This window comes from Kitasatospora sp. NPDC058184, from assembly GCF_042883725.1.
Lineage (GTDB): Bacteria > Actinomycetota > Actinomycetes > Streptomycetales > Streptomycetaceae > Kitasatospora.
Map to the genome: position 1 here is coordinate 169,308 of NZ_JBHVVE010000010.1, position 18,332 is coordinate 187,639.

General features: G+C 72.0%; 16 protein-coding genes. 5 read left to right on the plus strand and 11 right to left on the minus strand.

The window, feature by feature from the left end; all coding sequences use genetic code 11:
- The first annotated feature begins 36 nt into the window (after positions 1 to 36).
- The 3 genes from zwf to pgl are packed head-to-tail and all read left to right on the plus strand — an operon-like array spanning position 37 to position 3,487.
- Positions 37 to 1,593: a glucose-6-phosphate dehydrogenase gene (zwf, locus tag ACFVXH_RS20910; RefSeq protein ID WP_049649618.1), complete on the plus strand. Its 1,557-nt coding sequence runs from the start codon at positions 37 to 39 to the stop codon at positions 1,591 to 1,593.
- Positions 1,590 to 2,702 carry a glucose-6-phosphate dehydrogenase assembly protein OpcA gene (gene opcA, locus ACFVXH_RS20915; RefSeq protein WP_049649617.1) on the plus strand — a complete coding sequence of 371 codons (1,113 nt, stop codon included), beginning with the start codon at positions 1,590 to 1,592 and terminating at the stop codon, positions 2,700 to 2,702. The genes zwf and opcA overlap by 4 nt, the downstream gene beginning before the upstream one ends.
- A complete protein-coding gene (gene pgl, locus ACFVXH_RS20920; RefSeq protein ID WP_387825889.1) occupies positions 2,699 to 3,487 on the plus strand; it encodes a 6-phosphogluconolactonase in 789 nt (262 codons plus the stop codon). Before opcA ends, pgl begins: the two co-directional genes overlap by 4 nt.
- A 96-nt stretch (positions 3,488 to 3,583) precedes the next feature.
- Here pgl and ACFVXH_RS20925 read toward each other — a convergent pair whose 3' ends face one another.
- From ACFVXH_RS20925 to uvrA, 11 genes are all read right to left on the minus strand, one after another.
- Positions 3,584 to 3,871, minus strand: a complete 288-nt coding sequence (locus ACFVXH_RS20925) for an RNA polymerase-binding protein RbpA (protein ID WP_030238413.1) — start codon at positions 3,869 to 3,871, stop codon at positions 3,584 to 3,586.
- 205 nt (positions 3,872 to 4,076) lie between these two features.
- Positions 4,077 to 4,313: a preprotein translocase subunit SecG gene (secG, locus tag ACFVXH_RS20930; RefSeq protein WP_049649615.1), complete on the minus strand. Its 237-nt coding sequence runs from the start codon at positions 4,311 to 4,313 to the stop codon at positions 4,077 to 4,079.
- Between the two features lie 87 nt (positions 4,314 to 4,400).
- On the minus strand, positions 4,401 to 5,186 hold the full coding sequence (tpiA, locus tag ACFVXH_RS20935) for a triose-phosphate isomerase (protein WP_049649614.1): 786 nt from the start codon (positions 5,184 to 5,186) through the stop codon (positions 4,401 to 4,403).
- Positions 5,187 to 5,192: 6 nt separating this feature from the next.
- Positions 5,193 to 6,404 (minus strand): phosphoglycerate kinase, encoded by a 1,212-nt coding sequence (locus ACFVXH_RS20940; protein WP_387825893.1) that lies wholly within the window; start codon positions 6,402 to 6,404, stop codon positions 5,193 to 5,195.
- A 154-nt stretch (positions 6,405 to 6,558) separates the two neighbouring features.
- Positions 6,559 to 7,566: a type I glyceraldehyde-3-phosphate dehydrogenase gene (gene gap, locus ACFVXH_RS20945; RefSeq protein ID WP_387825896.1), complete on the minus strand. Its 1,008-nt coding sequence runs from the start codon at positions 7,564 to 7,566 to the stop codon at positions 6,559 to 6,561.
- 306 nt (positions 7,567 to 7,872) lie between these two features.
- Entirely contained in the window at positions 7,873 to 8,853 is a 981-nt protein-coding gene (gene whiA / locus ACFVXH_RS20950; protein WP_049649611.1) for a DNA-binding protein WhiA, read from the minus strand.
- The gene (gene yvcK, locus ACFVXH_RS20955; protein WP_079271949.1) at positions 8,844 to 9,941 is read right to left on the minus strand and encodes a uridine diphosphate-N-acetylglucosamine-binding protein YvcK; all 1,098 of its coding nucleotides are present in this window, start codon (positions 9,939 to 9,941) and stop codon (positions 8,844 to 8,846) included. The genes whiA and yvcK overlap by 10 nt, the downstream gene beginning before the upstream one ends.
- Positions 9,942 to 10,004: 63 nt before the next feature.
- The gene (gene rapZ / locus ACFVXH_RS20960; protein WP_234348205.1) at positions 10,005 to 10,889 is read right to left on the minus strand and encodes an RNase adapter RapZ; all 885 of its coding nucleotides are present in this window, start codon (positions 10,887 to 10,889) and stop codon (positions 10,005 to 10,007) included.
- Positions 10,890 to 11,007: 118 nt separating this feature from the next.
- Positions 11,008 to 13,047 carry an excinuclease ABC subunit UvrC gene (uvrC, locus tag ACFVXH_RS20965; RefSeq protein ID WP_387825900.1) on the minus strand — a complete coding sequence of 680 codons (2,040 nt, stop codon included), beginning with the start codon at positions 13,045 to 13,047 and terminating at the stop codon, positions 11,008 to 11,010.
- A gap of 84 nt (positions 13,048 to 13,131) precedes the next feature.
- Complete coding sequence (locus tag ACFVXH_RS20970; RefSeq protein WP_380744579.1) at positions 13,132 to 13,566, minus strand: Rieske (2Fe-2S) protein; 435 nt, start codon at positions 13,564 to 13,566, stop codon at positions 13,132 to 13,134.
- 107 nt (positions 13,567 to 13,673) lie between these two features.
- A complete protein-coding gene (gene uvrA, locus ACFVXH_RS20975) occupies positions 13,674 to 16,586 on the minus strand; it encodes an excinuclease ABC subunit UvrA (RefSeq protein WP_049649607.1) in 2,913 nt (970 codons plus the stop codon).
- A gap of 279 nt (positions 16,587 to 16,865) precedes the next feature.
- Between uvrA and ACFVXH_RS20980 the strand changes: the two genes are divergently transcribed.
- Entirely contained in the window at positions 16,866 to 17,594 is a 729-nt protein-coding gene (locus tag ACFVXH_RS20980; protein WP_387825904.1) for a maleylpyruvate isomerase family mycothiol-dependent enzyme, read from the plus strand.
- A gap of 48 nt (positions 17,595 to 17,642) precedes the next feature.
- Entirely contained in the window at positions 17,643 to 18,296 is a 654-nt protein-coding gene (locus tag ACFVXH_RS20985; RefSeq protein ID WP_049649605.1) for an MBL fold metallo-hydrolase, read from the plus strand.
- The last annotated feature ends 36 nt before the right edge of the window (positions 18,297 to 18,332 follow it).

An 18,332-nucleotide genomic window follows, 5' to 3' on the forward strand; every position in this document is an offset into this window, starting at 1 on the left:
AGCGGAGCCCATCAAGTGAGCACTGATTTCCCCGAGTTGACTCCGGAATCGGACGCGGACGACCTCCCGCCCGCCCCCGTCAACCCGCTTCGTGACCCCTCCGACCGACGGCTCCCGCGCATCGCGGGGCCGTCCGGTCTGGTCATCTTCGGGGTCACCGGCGACCTGTCCCGCAAGAAGCTGATGCCGGCCATCTACGACCTGGCCAACCGCGGTCTGCTTCCGCCGGGCTTCTCCCTCGTCGGCTTCGCCCGCCGCGAGTGGGACGACGAGGACTTCGCCAAGGAGGTCCACGACGCCGTCCGGGACCACGCCCGCACCCCGTTCCGGGAGGAGGTCTGGCAGCAGCTCGCCAAGGGCATGCGGTTCGTCCACGGAACCTTCGACGACGACGAGGCCTTCGACAAGCTGCGCGAGACCATCGAGGAGCTGGACAAGGCCCAGGGCACCGGCGGCAACTTCGCCTTCTACCTGTCCGTCCCGCCGAAGTTCTTCCCGACGGTCGTCCAGCAGCTCAAGAAGCACGGCCTGGCCGACCCGCCGCAGGGCTCCTGGCGCCGCGCGGTCATCGAGAAGCCCTTCGGCCACGACCTGGAGAGCGCTCAGGAGCTCAACAAGGTCGTCCACGAGGTCTTCCCCCGGGACGAGGTCTTCCGGATCGACCACTACCTGGGCAAGGAGACGGTCCAGAACATCCTGGCGCTGCGCTTCGCCAACCAGATGTTCGAGCCGATCTGGAACCGGTCGTACGTCGACCACGTGCAGATCACCATGGCCGAGGACATCGGCATCGGCGGCCGGGCCGGCTACTACGACGGCATCGGCTCCGCCCGTGACGTGATCCAGAACCACCTGCTCCAGCTGATGGCGCTCACCGCCATCGAGGAGCCCGCCTCCTTCCACCCGAAGGCGCTGGTGGCCGAGAAGCTCAAGGTGCTCAGCGCCGTCAAGCTCCCGGCCGACCTCGGCCGGCACACCGTGCGCGGCCAGTACGCGGCCGGCTGGCAGGGCGGCGAGGAGGTCGTCGGCTACCTGGACGAGGACGGCATCGACCCCGACTCCAAGACCGACACCTACGCGGCCATCAAGCTGGAGATCAACAACCGCCGCTGGGCGGGCGTCCCGTTCTACCTGCGCACCGGCAAGCGCCTGGGCCGCCGGGTCACCGAGATCGCGGTCGTCTTCCAGCGCGCCCCGTACCTGCCCTTCGACTCCTACGCGACCGAGGAGCTGGGGCAGAACGCCCTGGTCATCCGGGTCCAGCCGGACGAGGGCGTGACGGTGCGGTTCGGCTCCAAGGTGCCGGGCACCTCCTTCGAGGTGCGGGACGTCACGATGGACTTCGCCTACGGCGAGTCCTTCACCGAGTCCAGCCCGGAGGCGTACGAGCGGCTCATCCTCGACGTGCTGCTCGGCGACGCCAACCTGTTCCCGCGCCACCAGGAGGTCGAGCTCTCCTGGCAGATCCTCGACCCGATCGAGAAGTACTGGGACACCCACGGCAAGCCCGCCCAGTACGCGGCGGGGACCTGGGGTCCCGTCGAGGCGGACGAGATGCTCGCACGAGACGGCAGGAGCTGGCGCCGGCCATGAAGATCGACCTCACCAACACGACGTCCAGCAAGATCAACGCCGCGCTGATGGAGGCGCGCCGGGCCCGCGGCTCGGGCGCCGCCGGCATGGTGCTCACCCTGGTGATCGTGACCGACGAGGGCAGCGCCTACGACGCCCTCAAGGCCGCCAACGACGCCTCCCGCGAGCACCCGATGCGCACCCTCGCGGTGATCAAGCGCGCCGGGCGCTCGCCCCGGGCCCGCGCCGAGACCCGGCTGGACGCCGAGATCCTGGTCGGCTCCGACGCCGGCTCCGGCGAGACGGTCGTCCTGCGGATGCACGGCGAACTCGCCGCGCACGCCCAGTCGGTGGTCCTGCCACTGCTGCTGCCGGACGCCCCGACCGTGGTCTGGTGGCCGGACAACGCTCCGCACCACCCGGCGCAGGACCCGCTGGGCTCGATCGCCCAGCGCCGGATCACCGACGCCGTCACCGCCGAGTCCCCGGTCGGCCAGCTCGCCCAGCGCGCGCAGAGCTACACCCCGGGCGACACCGACCTGGCCTGGACCCGGGTCACCGGCTGGCGCTCGATGCTGGCCGCCGCGCTGGACCAGCGTCCGTCCACGATCGTCTCCGCGGTGGTCGAGGGCGAGTCCTACAACCCCAGCGTCGAGCTGCTCGGCCTCTGGCTGACCAACCGGCTCCAGGTGCCCGTCGAGCGGGTCGTCACCAACGGCCCCGGCATCACCGCGGTGCACCTGCGCACCAAGGACGGGGACATCACCCTGGACCGCCCGGACGGCCTGCTGGGCACGCTCTCCATGCCCGGCTCGCCGGACCGCCAGGTGGCGCTCAAGCGGCGCGAGACCTCGGAGCTGATCGCCGAGGAGCTGCGCCGCCTGGACCCGGACGACATCTACGCGACGGCCGTGCGCACGCCCGTCGACCGGCTGCACGAGCCGTCCAACGCCGAGACCGCGGCGGCCGAGCAGGTCGCCCGCGAGGTCGCGGAGGAGGCCGTCGAGGAGGCCGCCGAGGCGGCCGTGGAGCAGGCCGTGGCCAACCCCGAGCGGGTGACCGCCGGGACGGCGGAGAAGAAGCCCGCCCGCAAGGCCGCCGGCAAGCGCACCGGCAAGGACGGCGCATGACCAACGCGACCCCGCAGCTGGTCGTCCACCGGGACAAGGAGCTGATGGCCCAGGCGGCCGCGGCCCGGCTGATCACCCGGATCGTGGACGCCCAGGCCGCCCGCGGCAGCGCCTCGGTGGTGCTCACCGGCGGGCGCAACGGCAACGCCCTGCTGGCCGCGATCGCCGCCTCCCCGGCGCGCGACGCGGTCGACTGGGGCCGGCTGGACCTCTGGTGGGGCGACGAGCGCTTCCTGCCCGCCGCCGACCCCGAGCGCAACGCCGTCCAGGCCCGCGCCGAGCTGCTGGACGCCGTCCCGCTCGACCCGGCGCGGGTGCACGAGATGCCCGCCTCGGACGGGGTGGACGGCTCGGACGTGGAGGCCGCCGCCGCCCGCTACGCCGAGGAGCTGGCGAAGGCGGCCGGGCCGGGCGACCGGCTCGGCGTCCCGGCCTTCGACGTGCTGCTGCTCGGCGTCGGCCCGGACACCCACATCGCCTCGCTCTTCCCCGAGCACCCGGGCGTCCGGGAGACCGAGCTGACCGTGGTCGGCGTGCGCGGGGCCCCCAAGCCCCCGCCGACCCGGGTCTCGCTCACCCTCCCGGCGATCCGCACCGCCCGCGAGGTCTGGCTGCTGGCCGCCGGCGAGGACAAGGCGGGCGCGGTCGCGCTGGCCCTGTCCGGCCCCGGCGAGCTCCAGGCGCCCGCCTCCGGCGCGTACGGCCGCAGCCGCACCCTGTGGCTGCTGGACCGCGCCGCCGCGGAGCGGATCCCGCCGCAGCTCTACCCGCCGGCCTCGGCCTGACCGGATCCGGCAACGCCGAAGGGCGCCACCGTCACCGACGGGGGCGCCCTTCGCGCTGTTCTGTCCGGACCGCTGCGTTCCGCTCCGGCGCTCCGCTCAGATCTCGCCGCGGAGCTTCGCCAGCGCCTCGGCCAGGATCGCCTCGCCGTCGGCGTCGGTGCGCCGCTCGCGGACGTAGGCGAGGTGGGTCTTGTACGGCTCGTTGCGCGAGGGCGCCGGCGGGTTGTGCTGGTCCTGGCCGGCCGGGAAACCGCAGCGCGGGCAGTCCCAGGTGTCCGGGATCGCCGCTTCGGCCGCGAAGCTGGGACGGGTCTCGTGCTTGTTCGCGCACCAGAAGGAGATCCGGTTGCGCGGGGCGGACTCGCCGCGCTCCGCCTCGCCCATCGGGCCGGCCCCGACCCTGCTGCCACGGATGGCATTGCCACTTGCCACGGTCTGACTCCCTGCGTACTGGTGCGCCGACCCGCCGCGGTGCGCGTCGGTGGCGAAAGTCGTCCTAGTGTAAGCAGGAGTTAAGCCTCCGCCACCACCGCCTCCGCACCCGACCGTCCCAGGATAGGCGCTCGGGCGACGGGGCGTCAGGGTTACGTCAGACCGAGGACTTCATCAGCAGGCCGAGGACGATGATGGAGGCGAACCAGCCCAGGCCGACCACGATGGTGATGCGGTCCAGGTTGCGCTCGGCCACCGCCGAACCGCCGCCGGTGGACATCGAGCCACCGCCGAACATGTCGGACAGGCCGCCGCCCTTCCCCTTGTGCAGCAGCACCAGAAGGATCATCAGCAGACTGAAGATGATCAGGGCAATCGAGAACCCGAGAACCACGACGGGACCAACTCTCTCGTATCTTCGGCGAAGGGGCCGGGCCGCGTACGGCGGTCCGGCCCCAAAGCCTACGTTGCTGCGGCGGCGTTAGCCTACTGCCTGCTCACGGTAGCGCACGATCTTGACGAACTCGTCGGCGTCCAGCGAGGCACCGCCGACCAGGCCGCCGTCGATGTCGGGCTTGGCCATCAGGCCGGCCGCGCTCGACGACTTCACCGAACCGCCGTACAGCACCCGGACCTTGCCGGCCAGCTCGGCGTCGTACAGCTCGGCGATCCGCCCGCGGATGGCGGCGCAGACCTCCTGCGCGTCCTCCGGGGTGGCCACCTCGCCGGTGCCGATCGCCCAGACCGGCTCGTAGGCGACCACGATCGACTCGGCCTGGTGGGCCGGGACGTCGGCCAGGCCGCCGTCCAGCTGGGCCAGGGTGTACTCGACGTGGGTGCCCGCCTTGCGGATCTCCAGCGGCTCGCCGACGCACAGGATCGGGGTGACCCCGGCGCGGTAGGCGGCCTTCACCTTGGCGTTGACGATCTCCTCGTTCTCGCCGTGGTACTGGCGGCGCTCGGAGTGGCCGATCACCGCGTAGGTGCACTGGAGCTTGGCCAGCATCGGGCCGGAGACCTCGCCGGTGTAGGCCCCGCCGTCGTGCTGCGAGATGTCCTGCGAGCCGTACTTGATCTTCAGCTTGTCGCCGAAGACCAGGGTCTGCACCGAGCGCAGGTCGGTGAACGGCACCAGGACGGCGACCTCGACGGCCGCGTAGTCCTTGTCGGCCAGCGCGAAGGCCAGCTTCTGGGTGTGCTGGATGGCCTCAAGGTGGTTGAGGTTCATCTTCCAGTTGCCCGCCATCAGCGGGAGACGGTCGGTCATGTGCTGTCAGTCCTCCAGAGCGGCGAGACCGGGGAGGGTCTTGCCCTCCAGGTACTCGAGGCTGGCGCCGCCGCCGGTCGAAATGTGCCCGAACTTCGTCTCGTCGAAGCCCAGGATGCGGACGGCCGCGGCGGAGTCGCCGCCACCGACCACGGTGAACGCGTCGCTGTCGAGCAGGGCCTGCGCGACGGCCTTGGTGCCGTTCGCGTAGTCCGGGTGCTCGAAGACGCCCATCGGGCCGTTCCAGAACACGGTGCCCGCGTCGGCCAGCTTGGCCGCGTACAGCTCGCGGGTCCCGGGGCCGATGTCCAGGCCCTCCTGGTCGGCCGGGATGGCGTCCGCGGCGACGGTCGAGGGGTTCGCCGGAGCCTTGGTCTTGAGGTCCGGGAACTCGGCGGAGACCAGGACGTCGACCGGCAGCACGAACTCGACGCCGCGCGCCTCGGCCCGGGCCAGGTACTCCAGGACGGTCGGGATCTGGTCGGCCTGGAGCAGCGAGATGCCGACCTCGTGGCCCTTGGCCTTGAGGAAGGTGTACGCCATGCCGCCGCCGATCAGGATCCGGTCGGCCTTCTCCAGCAGGTTGTCGATCACGCCGAGCTTGTCGGAGACCTTGGCGCCGCCGAGCACCACCACGTACGGGCGGGCCACGTCCTCGGTGAGCTTCTTCAGCACGCCGACCTCGGTGGCGATCAGGTCGCCCGCGGCGTGCGGCAGCAGGGCCGGCAGGTCGAAGACCGAGGCGTGCTTGCGGTGCACGGCGCCGAAGCCGTCGCCCACGTACAGGTCGGCCAGCGCGGCCAGCTGCTCGGCGAAGGCCTTGCGCTCGGCGTCGTCCTTGCTGGTCTCGCCCGCGTTGAAGCGCAGGTTCTCCAGCAGCGCGACCTCGCCGTTCGCCAGCGCGGCGACGGTGGCCGCGGCGCTGTCACCGACGGTGTCGGTGGCGAAGGCGACGCCCTTGCCGAGGATCTCGCCGAGGCGCTCGGCCGCCGGGGCGAGCGAGAACTGCGGGTCCGGCGCGCCCTTGGGACGGCCGAGGTGCGAGGCGACGACCACCTTCGCGCCGGCCGCGGCCAGCTTGGCGATGGTCGGCGCGACGGCGCGGATGCGGCCGTCGTCGGTGATCGTGCTGCCGTCCAGCGGCACGTTCAGGTCGGCGCGCACGAAGACGCGCTTGCCTTCGACACCGGCTTCGATGAGCTCTTCGATGGTCTTCACGGGGATTCGGATTCTCCTGGGGAGATGGTTGATGCGCAGTGAGGCGGCACGGCGCAGGGGCCGCCTGAGAAGTCCTTGAGCGCGGAACGAGGGCCCGGTCGGCACCGTACGCCGACCAGGCCCTCGCCCCTACATCACGTCAGCTCCCGCGAGGTCAGAGCTGCCCGCCGACGAGGCCGACCAGGTCGACCACGCGGTTCGAGTAGCCCCACTCGTTGTCGTACCAGCCGAGCACCTTGACCTGGTTGCCCTGGACCATGGTCAGCTGCGAGTCGAAGATGCAGGAGTGCGGGTCGTTCACGATGTCCGAGGAGACGATCGGGTCCTCGGTGTAGGCCAGGATGCCCTTGAGCGGGCCCTCCTGGGCGGCCTTCTGGAAGGCCGCGTTGACCTCGTCCTTGGTGACCTCGCGCTCGAGGGTCACGACCAGGTCGGTGATGGAGCCGGTCGGGACCGGGACGCGCAGCGAGGTGCCGTCCAGCTTGCCCTTCAGCTCCGGCAGGACCAGGGCGGTCGCCTTGGCGGCACCGGTCGAGGTCGGGATGATGTTCTGCGAGGCCGCACGAGCACGGCGCAGGTCCTTGTGCGGGAAGTCCAGGGTCACCTGGTCGTTGGTGAACGCGTGGACGGTGGTCATCAGACCCTTGACGATGCCGAAGCTCTCGTTCAGGACCTTCGCCATCGGCGCCACGCAGTTGGTGGTGCACGAGGCGTTGGAGATGACGTGGTGGTTGGCGGCGTCGTACTTCTCGTCGTTGACACCCAGGACGATGGTGACGTCCTCGTCGGTGGCGGGCGCCGAGATGATGACCTTCTTCGCGCCGGCGGCGAGGTGCTTCTTCGCGGCCTCGGCCTCGGTGAAGATGCCGGTGGACTCGACGACGATGTCGGCGCCCAGGGCGGCCCACGGGAGGTTCGCGGGGTCACGCTCGGCGGTCACCTTGAAGGTGTGGCCGTCGACGGTGATGCTGTCCTCGGTGTGCGAGACCTCGGCCTGGAGGGTGCCCAGGGTGGTGTCGTACTTGAGCAGGTGAGCCAGGGTCTTCGTGTCGGTGAGGTCGTTGACACCGACGATCTCGATGTCCGCGCCCTGAGCCTTGACCGCGCGGAAGAAGTTGCGGCCGATGCGGCCGAAGCCGTTGATGCCTACCCGGATCGTCACGAACCGATCTCCTCGTTAGGTACGCCGGGCGCGAGGCCCGGCGGGGGTGAGATTTGGGAAGTCCCCGACCGCCTACGACCCTACCCCTCCGGGGCCTGGGACGGCACATCGCGCCGCCTGGTGAGACCGGGCGTGGCGTGCCCCAAACCCCATTTCAGGCCGTCCGGCCCTGGCCCGCCGGGCAGTTGGTCCCAGCTCAGTGGTCTCTACCAATTCGGGAGTGTCGCGGCTGTCCGGAAACGACCGCAGCCGGCGCCCGGGGGTCCGGGCGCCGGCCTTCGTGATCACGGGGTGTGACCGTGGGCGTCAGTTCATCGCCATCTCGTCGGTGAGGCTCGCCTCGGTGCTGGGCAGGCCCAGCTCGGAGGCCCGCTTGTCGGCCATCGCCAGCAGGCGGCGGATCCGGCCGGCCACCGCGTCCTTGGTCAGCGGCGGGTCGGCGAGCGCGCCCAGCTCCTCCAGCGAGGCCTGCTTGTGCTGCATCCGCAGCTGGCCGGCCGCGGCCAGGTGCTCGGGCACCTCGTCGCCGAGGATCTCCAGCGCGCGGGCCACCCGGGCGCCGGCCGCCACCGCGGCGCGGGCCGAGCGGCGCAGGTTGGCGTCGTCGAAGTTGGCCAGCCGGTTGGCGGTGGCGCGCACCTCGCGCCGCATCCGGCGCTCCTCCCAGGCGAGCACCGACTCGTGCGCGCCGAGCCGGGTCAGCAGGGCGCCGATCGCGTCGCCGTCGCGGATCACCACCCGGTCCACGCCGCGCACCTCGCGGGCCTTGGCCGGGATGCCGAGCCGACGGGCGGCGCCGACCAGGGCGAGGGCGGCCTCGGAGCCGGGGCAGGTGATCTCCAGCGAGGAGGAGCGGCCCGGCTCGGTGAGCGAGCCGTGCGCCAGGAAGGCCCCGCGCCAGGCCGCCTCGGCGTCGCAGGTGGCCCCGGAGACGACTGCCGGGGGCAGGCCCCGGATCGGGCGTCCGCGGCCGTCCACGAGCCCGGTCTGGCGCGCGAGCAGCTCGCCGTCCTTGACGACCCGGACCACGAAGCGGCTGCCGCGGCGCAGCCCGCCGGGGGCCATCACCACCAGGTCGGAGGAGTGCCCGAAGATCTCCAGCAGGTCCTTGCGCAGCCGCCGTGCCGCCGCTCCGGTGTCGAGCTCCGCCTCGATCACGATGCGGCCGCTCACGATGTGCAGCCCGCCCGCGAACCGCAGGATCGCCGACACCTCCGCCTTGCGACAGCAGGCCCGGGTGACCGGGAGCCGGCTGATCTCGTCCTTCACCGCTGGAGTCATCGCCATGGCCCGATCCTTCCATGTGTCCGGAAAATCCGGTCGTACGCTGCCGCCAACAGCTCGGGGTCGTGTCGCGGCGTCCCGTCGGTGCGGGCCACCGAGCCGAGCACCAGAGCCGCGCCCATCCGTTCGGCGGCCTTCGCCAGGCCGTCCAGGTCGGCCTGGCCGAAGGCCCCGCCGGTGACGGCGCGCTCGTCCACCAGGATCGCATCCACCGCGAGGTTCGGAGCGTGGTCGGCGATGACCTCCAGGTGGCGCTGCGGGGTGAAGCCCTCGGTCTCCCCGGGCTGGGGGGCCAGGTTCAGGGTGAGCAGGCGGCGGGCGCGGGTCTCGGTGAGCGCCGCGGCCAGCTCGGGCACCAGCAGGTGCGGCAGCACGCTGGTGAACCAGGAGCCGGGGCCGAGCACCACCCAGTCCGCCTCCCGGACGGCGGTGACCGCCTCCGGGACGGCGGGCGGCTCGTCCGGCAGCAGCCGGATCGACTGCACGGTGCCCGGGGTCACCGCGACGTCGGCCTGGCCGCGGACGGCCGTGACCTCGCCGGGGCGCGCCGGGTCGTGGCCGCGGACGGTCGCCTCGATGTCCAGCGGCACCGCCGACATCGGCAGCACCCGGCCCTGCACGTTGAGCAGCCGGCCGACCCAGTCCAGCGCCGCGACCGGGTCGCCCAGCTTCTCCCAGAGCGCGACGATCAGCAGGTTGCCGACGGCGTGGCCGCCGAGCTCGCCGTTGCCGGTGAAGCGCTGCTGGATCACCTCGGACCAGGTGCGGCCCCAGTCGTCGTCCCCGCACAGCGCGGCCAGCGCCTTGCGCAGGTCGCCCGGAGGCAGCACGCCCAGCTCCTCGCGCAGCCGGCCGCTGGAGCCGCCGTCGTCGGCGACGGTGACCACGGCGGTGAGGTCGCTGGTGAGCCGGCGCAGCGCGGACAGCGAGGCCGACAGGCCCTGCCCGCCGCCGAGCGCGGTGATCCTCGGGGCCGGGTTGGCGCGGGCGGGACTGCTGCGCGGACGGCCCGGCGCCGTGGGCCGGGCCGGGCTGCCCGCCCGGTCACCGGTCCTGCTCTGCGGCTGCCGCCCGGGCACGTATCCCGCCACACTCACCTCGCGTTCCTCGGCCCGCCGACCACTCCGCCGGCGGGCCCGGCAGGGCGGCGGCGGTTACTCCCGTCCCATGTCACGGTGGACGAGCACCGTCTCGACTCCGTCGGCGATGAGACGCTTGGTCAGACGCTCGGACATGGCGACGCTTCGGTGCTTGCCACCGGTGCAGCCTACGGCAAGCGTCATGTAGCGCTTCCCCTCGCGGCGGTATCCCTCGGTGATGATGCGCAGCAGCTGGGCGTAGCCGTCTAGGAACTCGTTGGCTCCGGGCTGCTGGAAGACGTAGCCGGCGACGTCCGCGTCGGTGCCGGTACGGGCCCGCAGTTCGGGCACCCAGTGCGGGTTGGGCAGGAAGCGGCAGTCCACCACGAGGTCGGCGTCGACCGGCAGGCCGTACTTGAAGCCGAAGGACATCACGGTGGCGCGCAGCTCGGGCTCGTCGTGGTCGGCGAACTGGGCGTCCAGCTTGGCGCGCAGCTGGTGCACGTTGAGGTTGGAGGTGTCGATCACCAGGTCGGCCTCGCCGCGCAGGTCGCGCAGCAGGTCGCGCTCCAGGGCGATGCCGTCCACGATCCGGCCGTCGGCCTGCAGCGGGTGCGGGCGGCGGACGCTCTCGAAGCGGCGCACCAGCGCCTCGTCGGAGGAGTCCAGGAAGACGACCCGCAGCCGGACGCCGCGCTTCTCCAGCTCGTCCAGCGAGGTGAGCAGGTCGTCGAAGAACTGCCGGCCGCGGACGTCCACGACCACGCCGATCCGGGCGACGTTGCCCTGGGAACGGGCGCCCAGGTCGACCATGGTCGGGATCAGGGCCGGCGGCAGGTTGTCCACCACGAACCAGCCGAGGTCCTCCAGGCACTTGGCGGCGGTGGAGCGGCCGGCTCCGGACATACCGGAGATGATCACCAGCTCCGGCGCGTTCTCGGCCACGTCTGACACGGTCACTTCGGTTCCCCGCTCTCGGTCTTTCTGCTGGGGAGTACGCGTACGGCTCGGCCGCCCTTCCCCGGCCCGGGCAGGCGGGCGGGGCCGGGGCACACCGGCTGACGGGCGGCGTCGGCCGTCATGGCGTCTCCTGGGATGGTGCGGTCTGGGGTGCTGCGGCCACCGGCCCGGCGGCCTGCTCGGCCCCGTCCTCGATGATCTCGCCGGTCGCGGTGTTGACCGCGGGTGCGGCGGGTGTACGGGACGACAACGCCTCCGCAACAGTCTGCGCGGTGCGGCGTCCGATGCCGGGTACCTCGCAGAGCTCGTCCACGGTGGCGGCCCGGAGCTTCTTCAGCGAACCGAAGTGCTTGAGCAGCGCCCGGCGGCGAGTCTCGCCGAGGCCCGGGACGGAGTCCAGTTCCCCGGCGGTGAGTCGCTTGGAACGCTTGTTGCGCTGATAGCTGATCGCGAAGCGGTGCGCCTCGTCGCGGACCCGCTGGAGCAGGTAGAGGCCCTCGCTGGAGCGGGGCAGCACCACCGGGTCGTCCTCGCCGGGCAGCCAGACCTCCTCCAGGCGCTTGGCCAGGCCGCACAGCGCGACGTCGTCGATGCCGAGTTCGTCCAGGGCGCGCCTGGCGGCGGCGACCTGCGGCTGGCCGCCGTCGACGACCAGCAGCTGGGGCGGGTAGGCGAAGCGCTTGGGGCGGCCCTCCTCGTCCCGGGTGCCGCCGGCGGCGGTGTCGGGGTCGTCCTCCTCGGGGACGGCCCACTCGCCGGTCTGCTCGCGCTCCTGGAGGTAGCGGCGGAAGCGGCGGCTGATCACCTCGTGCATCGAGCGGACGTCGTCCTGGCCCTCGAAGCCCCTGATCTGGAAGCGCCGGTACTCGCTCTTGCGGGCCAGGCCGTCCTCGAAGACGACCATGGAGGCGACCACGTCCTCGCCCTGGAGGTGGGAGATGTCGTAGCACTCGATGCGCAGCGGGACGGAGTCCAGCTCCAGCGCGTCGGCGATCTCCTGGAGGGCGCGGCTGCGGGTGGTGAGGTCGGAGGCGCGCTTGGTCTTGTGCAGCGCCAGCGCCTGCTGGGCGTTGCGCTGCACGGTGGCCATCAGGTCCTTCTTGTCGCCGCGCTGGGGCACGCGCAGGTCGACCTGGCTGCCGCGCAGGCCGCCGAGCCACTCGCGGACCGGCTCCGCCGGCTCCGGCAGGGCGGGGACGAGCACCTCACGCGGGACGGACTCGCCGCCGCCGTAGAGCTGCTGGAGGGCGTGCTCGACCAGGCCGGCGGTGTCGACGTCCTCGACCTTGTCGGTGACCCAGCCGCGCTGGCCGCGCACCCGGCCGCCGCGGACGTGGAAGATCTGCACGGCGGCCTCGAGTTCGTCCTCGGCCAGGGCCAGCAGGTCGGCGTCGGTGGCGTCGGCGAGCACGATGGCGTTCTTCTCCATCGCGCGCTTGAGGGCGCCGATGTCGTCCCGCAGCCGGGCCGCCTTCTCGTACTCCAGCTCGGCGGCGGCCTCCTGCATCTGGTCTTCCAGCCGGCGCAGGTAGTTGCCGGTGCGCCCGGCCATGAAGTCGCAGAAGTCCTCGGCCAGCGCGCGGTGTTCGTCCGCCGAGACCTTGCCGACGCAGGGCGCGGCGCACTTGCCGATGTAGCCGAGCAGGCAGGGCCGGCCGACCTGGCGGGCGCGCTTGAAGACGCCGTTGGAGCAGGTGCGGACGGGGAAGACGCGCAGCAGCAGGTCGACCGTCTCGCGGATCGCCCAGGCGTGCCCGTACGGGCCGAAGTAGCGCACGCCCTTCTTGTGCGCCCCGCGCATCACCTGGACCCGCGGGTACTCCTCGTTCAGGGTGACGGCGAGCTCCGGATAGCTCTTGTCGTCGCGGTACTTGACGTTGAACCGCGGGTCGTACTCCTTGATCCAGGAGTACTCCAGCTGGAGCGCCTCGACCTCGGTGGCGACCACCGTCCACTCCACCGAGGCGGCGGTGGTGACCATGGTCGCGGTGCGCGGGTGCAGGCCGGCCAGGTCCTGGAAGTAGGACGACAGGCGCGGCCGCAGGCTCTTGGCCTTGCCGACGTAGATGACCCGGCCGTGGGCGTCGCGGAACTTGTAGACGCCGGGGGAGGTCGGGATCGCACCGGGCGCCGGGCGGTAGGTGCTCGGGTCAGCCATGGGTCCACCGTACCGAGTGGGGCCGGGGCCGCGGGGCGGAGATCGTCAGGGGGGACCGTGGCGGTCGGGAGGCGCTCAACTCGGTCAGCTCGGGGTCACCTTGAGGTTGCCGGCCTCGACCGTGACGGTGTAGGCGGGCAGCGGGGAGGAGGCCGGTCCGTCCTGCACGGCGCCGTCGGTGATGGCGAACCGGCTGCCGTGGCAGGGGCACTGGATCTGGTTGTTCTTGACCTGGTCCACGAGGCAGCCGGCGTGGGTGCACCGGGCGTTGAACGCCTTGTACTGGCCGGCGGTGGGCTGGGTCACCACGATCTTCTGCTCGCGGAAGACCTTGCCGCCGCCCTCCGGCACGGCCGAGGCCGGGCCGAGGTCGACCGGGCCCTTGGGGGCGCTGCCACCGGAGGACGAGGAGCTGCACCCGGTGACCGCCACGGTGCCGCCGGCCGCCAGGACGGCCGCGGCCCCGCAGAGCACGGTGCGGCGGGAGGCGGTGGGGCTGGTCTCGGGGGCCTCGGACATCGGTGCGCTCCTACGGGTACGGCTGTTGCGGGGACCACGGAAGTCTATGTCGCGCCCACCCCGCCGCTCCCGGGAGTCCCCGGGTGCGGCGGGGTGGGCGGACGGGGCTACTTCTTCGCGGCGGCCGCGCGCTTGCGCGGCGCCTTCTTCGCCGGGGCGGCGGCCGGGGCGTCCGCGAAACCGGCCGGCAGGATGTCCCGCAGGAACTTGCCGGTGTGGCTCTCCGGGACGGCGGCGATCTGCTCCGGGGTGCCCTCGGCGACCACGGTGCCGCCGCCGGAGCCGCCCTCGGGGCCCATGTCGACGATCCAGTCGGCGGTCTTGATCACATCGAGGTTGTGCTCGATGACGATCACCGTGTTGCCCTTCTCCACCAGCCCGCTGAGCACCTTGATCAGCTTGCTGATGTCCTCGAAGTGCAGGCCGGTGGTGGGCTCGTCCAGCACGTAGACCGTCCGCCCGGTGGAGCGCTTCTGGAGCTCCGAGGCGAGCTTGACGCGCTGCGCCTCGCCGCCGGAGAGCGTCGGCGCCGACTGGCCGAGCCGGACGTAGCCGAGGCCGACGTCGTTGAGCGTCCGCAGGTGCCGGGCGATCGCCGGGACGGCCTCGAAGAAGCCCAGCGCCTCCTCGATCGGCATGTCCAGCACCTCGGCGATGGACTTGCCCTTGTAGTGGACCTCCAGCGTCTCCCGGTTGTACCGGGCGCCGTGGCAGACCTCGCACGGCACGTAGACGTCCGGCAGGAAGTTCATCTCGATCTTGATGGTGCCGTCGCCCGAGCAGTTCTCGCAGCGGCCGCCCTTGACGTTGAAGGAGAACCGGCCGGGCAGGTAGCCGCGGACCTTGGCCTCCTGCGTCTCCGCGAAGAGTCGGCGGACGTGGTCGAACACCCCGGTGTAGGTGGCCGGGTTGGAGCGCGGGGTGCGGCCGATCGGCGACTGGTCGACGTGCACCACCTTGTCCACCTGGTCGGTGCCGGTGATCCGGGTGTGCCGGCCGGGCACGCTGCGGGCGCCGTTCAGCTCCCGGGCGAGGTGGGTGTACAGGATGTCGTTGACCAGCGTCGACTTGCCGGAGCCGGAGACACCGGTGATCGCGGTGAAGGTGCCGAGCGGGAAGCCGACCGTGACGTCCTTGAGGTTGTGCTCGCGGGCGCCGTGGACCGTCAGCTGGCGCTTCTTGTCCCGCTCGCGGCGGGTGGCCGGGATCGGGATGGACCGCTTGCCGGAGAGGTACTGGCCGGTCAGCGACTCCTTGTTGGTGAGCAGCTGCTTCAGCGAACCGGAGTGCACCACCTTGCCGCCGTGCTCGCCGGCGCCCGGGCCGATGTCGACCACCCAGTCCGCCGTCTTGATGGTGTCCTCGTCGTGCTCGACGACGATCAGGGTGTTGCCGATGTCGCGCAGCCGCACCAGCGTCTCGATCAGCCGGTGGTTGTCCCGCTGGTGCAGGCCGATGGACGGCTCGTCCAGCACGTACAGCACGCCGACCAGGCCGGAGCCGATCTGGGTGGCCAGCCGGATGCGCTGGGCCTCGCCGCCGGACAGGGTGCCGGCCGCGCGGTCGAGCGAGAGGTAGTCCAGGCCGACGTCGACCAGGAAGCGCAGCCGCTCGTTGACCTCCTTGAGGACCCGCTCGGCGATCTGCTTGTCCCGGGCGTTGAGCCGCATCGCGCCGAGGAACTCGGAGCAGTCGCTGATCGACATCGAGGAGACGTCGGCGATCGACCTGCCCTCGACGGTGACCGCGAGGACCACCGGCTTGAGCCGGGTGCCCTGGCACGTCGGGCAGGGCACCTCGCGCATGTAGCCCTCGAAGCGCTCGCGGCTGCTGTCGCTCTCCGCCTCGGTGTGCCGGCGCTGGATGAACGGGATCGCGCCCTCGAAGCCGGTGCTGTACGAGCGCTCGCGGCCGAAGCGGTTGCGGTAGCGGACCTCCACCTGGTGCTTGTGCCCGTACAGCAGCGCCTTCTTCGCGCGGGCCGGCAGCCCGGCCCAGGGGATGTCGGTGCGGAAGCCGAGCTCCCCGGCCAGCGCGTCGATCAGGCGCTGGAAGTACTCCTTCGCGTGCCCGGCCGACCACGGGTGGATCGCGCCCTCGTCCAGCGAGCGCTCGACGTCGGGCACCACCAGCTCCGGGTCGACCTCCATCCGGTTGCCCAGGCCCGAGCAGTCCGGGCAGGCGCCGAACGGAGAGTTGAAGGAGAACGAGCGCGGCTCCAGCTCCTCGAACGACACGTCGTCGTACGGGCAGTAGAGGTGCTCGGAGTACATCCGCTCGCGCTCCGGGTCGTCCTCGGGGAGGTCGACGAAGTCGAGCACGACCATGCCGCCGGACAGCCGCAGGGCCGTCTCCACCGAGTCGGTGAGCCGCCGCTTGGCGCTGTCCTTCACGGTCAGGCGGTCGATGACCACCTCGATGGTGTGCTTCTCCTGCTTCTTGAGCTTCGGCGGCTCGGCGAGCTGGATCGTCCCGCCGTCGACCCGGGCGCGGGAGTAGCCCTTGGACTGGAGGTCGGCGAAGAGGTCGACGAACTCGCCCTTGCGCTCGCGCACCACCGGGCTGAGCACCTGGAACCGGGTGCCCTCGGCGAGCTCCAGCACCTTGTCCACGATCGCCTGCGGCGACTGCTTGGCGATCGGGCGGCCGCAGTGCGGACAGTGCGGCTTGCCGATCCGGGCGAACAGCAGGCGCAGGTAGTCGTAGACCTCGGTGATGGTGCCGACGGTCGAACGGGGGTTGCGGTTGGTGGACTTCTGGTCGATCGAGACGGCCGGGGAGAGGCCCTCGATGAAGTCCACGTCGGGCTTGTCCATCTGCCCGAGGAACTGACGGGCGTAGGAGGACAGCGACTCGACGTAGCGGCGCTGGCCCTCGGCGAAGATCGTGTCGAAGGCGAGCGAGGACTTGCCGGAGCCGGAGAGGCCCGTGAAGACGATGAGGGAGTCGCGGGGCAGGTCGAGCGAGACGTTCTTGAGGTTGTGCTCGCGAGCACCGCGGACGATGAGGCGGTCGGCCACTGCTTCTGGCGCCTTTCTCCGGGGCGAGAGGGCTTGCGTTGGGATGTGCTGCTTCTTCCAGGATGCGGCAGCCAGCCTATAGCTCAGACGTTCGAATATCGACCTTGTCCAGCCGGGACCACCCGAACGAGTGAGGCCACCCCCCGGGCCGTCCGTACCCGCACGGTGCGCGTACCCGAAAACCCCCTGCTCAGGGCCCGGATTCGGCGGTAGCGTCACCTGGTCAACGAGCGAAGCCCGCTCCGGGCAACGCCCCGTTCCGCACGGAAGGCAGATTCGATGACCGACCCGAGGTCCGCCGCCGACTCCTGGCTCGGCCAGGTCGAGGAGAGCACCGGGCGCCTGCTGCGCACCGTCGCCGGGCTGAAGCCCGACGCCGTCGCCGAGCCCTCCGCCCTCCCCGGCTGGACGAAGGGCCACGTGCTGGCCCACCTCGCCCGCAACGCCGACTCCCTGGTCAACCTGCTGACCGGCGCCCGCACCGGCACCGACGTCCCGCAGTACGCCAGCCACGAGGCCCGCGACCAGGACATCGAGCGCGACGCGCCCCGCCCGCTCGACGCCCACCTCTCCGACCTGCGCGCGTCCCACGAGCGCTTCCTGGCCGCCGCCGCGCTGATGACCGACGACGCCTGGGCGGCGTCCGTCAAGCACCGCTTCGGCTACGTCTTCCCGGCCCACCAGATCCCGCACAAGCGCCTGCTGGAGCTGGAGTACCACCACGTCGACCTGGCCGCCGGCCACACCCCGGCGGACTGGCCGGAGGACTTCGCCGTCGCCCAGTTCCGCAAGCTCGCCGCCGGCCTGGCCGGGGAGGCCGGCCTGCCCGCCGTCGAGCTGGTCGCCGACGACACCGACGACCGCGCCGTCATCGGCACCGGCGAGCCCGCCCTCACCGTCCGGGGCCCCGTCCGCGCCCTCACCGCCTGGCTCTCCGGCCGCTCCGCCGGCGACGCCCTGCACCGCACCCCCGACACCGCCCTGCCCCCGCTTCCCCCCATGGGCTGACGGCGCGAGGATGATGCCAGGGAGATCCACACGACGAGGAGCAGACGGATGACGTACCACGGAGCGGTCAAGGTCGGCGGACCGCCGGACGTGCGGGAACTGGCCCACCTGATCATCACCAAGGTGGCCGTCGGCCCGTACGACAACAACGCCTACCTGCTGCGCTGCCGGGCCACCGACGAACAGCTCCTGATCGACGCGGCCGCCGACGCGCCGGTGCTGCTGGAGACCGTCGGGGACGACCTCGAAACGGTGGTCACCACCCACCGCCACCACGACCACTGGGGCGCGCTGGCCGAGGTGGTCGCCACCACCGGTGCCCGGACGGCCGCCGGCGAGCACGACGCCGAGGGCATCGACGTCCCCACCGAGCTGCTGCTCGCGGACGGCGACACGCTCCGGGTCGGCGAGGTGGAGCTCACCGTCCGGCACCTGGTCGGCCACACCCCGGGCGCCATCGTGCTCGTCTACGACGACCCGCAGGGCCACCAGCACGTCTTCACCGGCGACTGCCTCTTCCCGGGCGGCGTCGGCAACACCTGGGGCGACCCGGAGGCCTTCCGGACCCTCTACCGGGACGTCACCGAGAAGATCTTCGACGCCCTCCCCGACGAGGCCTGGGTCTACCCCGGCCACGGCTCCGACACCACCGTCGGCGCCGAGCGCCCGCACCTCGACGAGTGGCGCGAGCGCGGCTGGTAGCCCCTCCCCCGTCGCACGGCCGAGGCCCCCGTGACC

Bases quoted from the DNA above. Each gene is read 5' to 3' on its own strand.
- ACFVXH_RS20980 (WP_387825904.1), top strand. From the start codon at position 16,866: ATGACCGACCCGAGGTCCGCCGCCGACTCCTGGCTCGGCCAGGTCGAG.
- ACFVXH_RS20925 (WP_030238413.1), bottom strand. From the start codon at position 3,871: ATGGGCGAGGCGGAGCGCGGCGAGTCCGCCCCGCGCAACCGGATCTCC.
- tpiA (WP_049649614.1), bottom strand. From the start codon at position 5,186: ATGACCGACCGTCTCCCGCTGATGGCGGGCAACTGGAAGATGAACCTC.
- uvrC (WP_387825900.1), bottom strand. From the start codon at position 13,047: ATGGCTGACCCGAGCACCTACCGCCCGGCGCCCGGTGCGATCCCGACC.
- whiA (WP_049649611.1), bottom strand. From the start codon at position 8,853: ATGGCGATGACTCCAGCGGTGAAGGACGAGATCAGCCGGCTCCCGGTC.
- ACFVXH_RS20985 (WP_049649605.1), top strand. From the start codon at position 17,643: ATGACGTACCACGGAGCGGTCAAGGTCGGCGGACCGCCGGACGTGCGG.
- ACFVXH_RS20970 (WP_380744579.1), bottom strand. From the start codon at position 13,566: ATGTCCGAGGCCCCCGAGACCAGCCCCACCGCCTCCCGCCGCACCGTG.
- pgl (WP_387825889.1), top strand. From the start codon at position 2,699: ATGACCAACGCGACCCCGCAGCTGGTCGTCCACCGGGACAAGGAGCTG.
- opcA (WP_049649617.1), top strand. From the start codon at position 1,590: ATGAAGATCGACCTCACCAACACGACGTCCAGCAAGATCAACGCCGCG.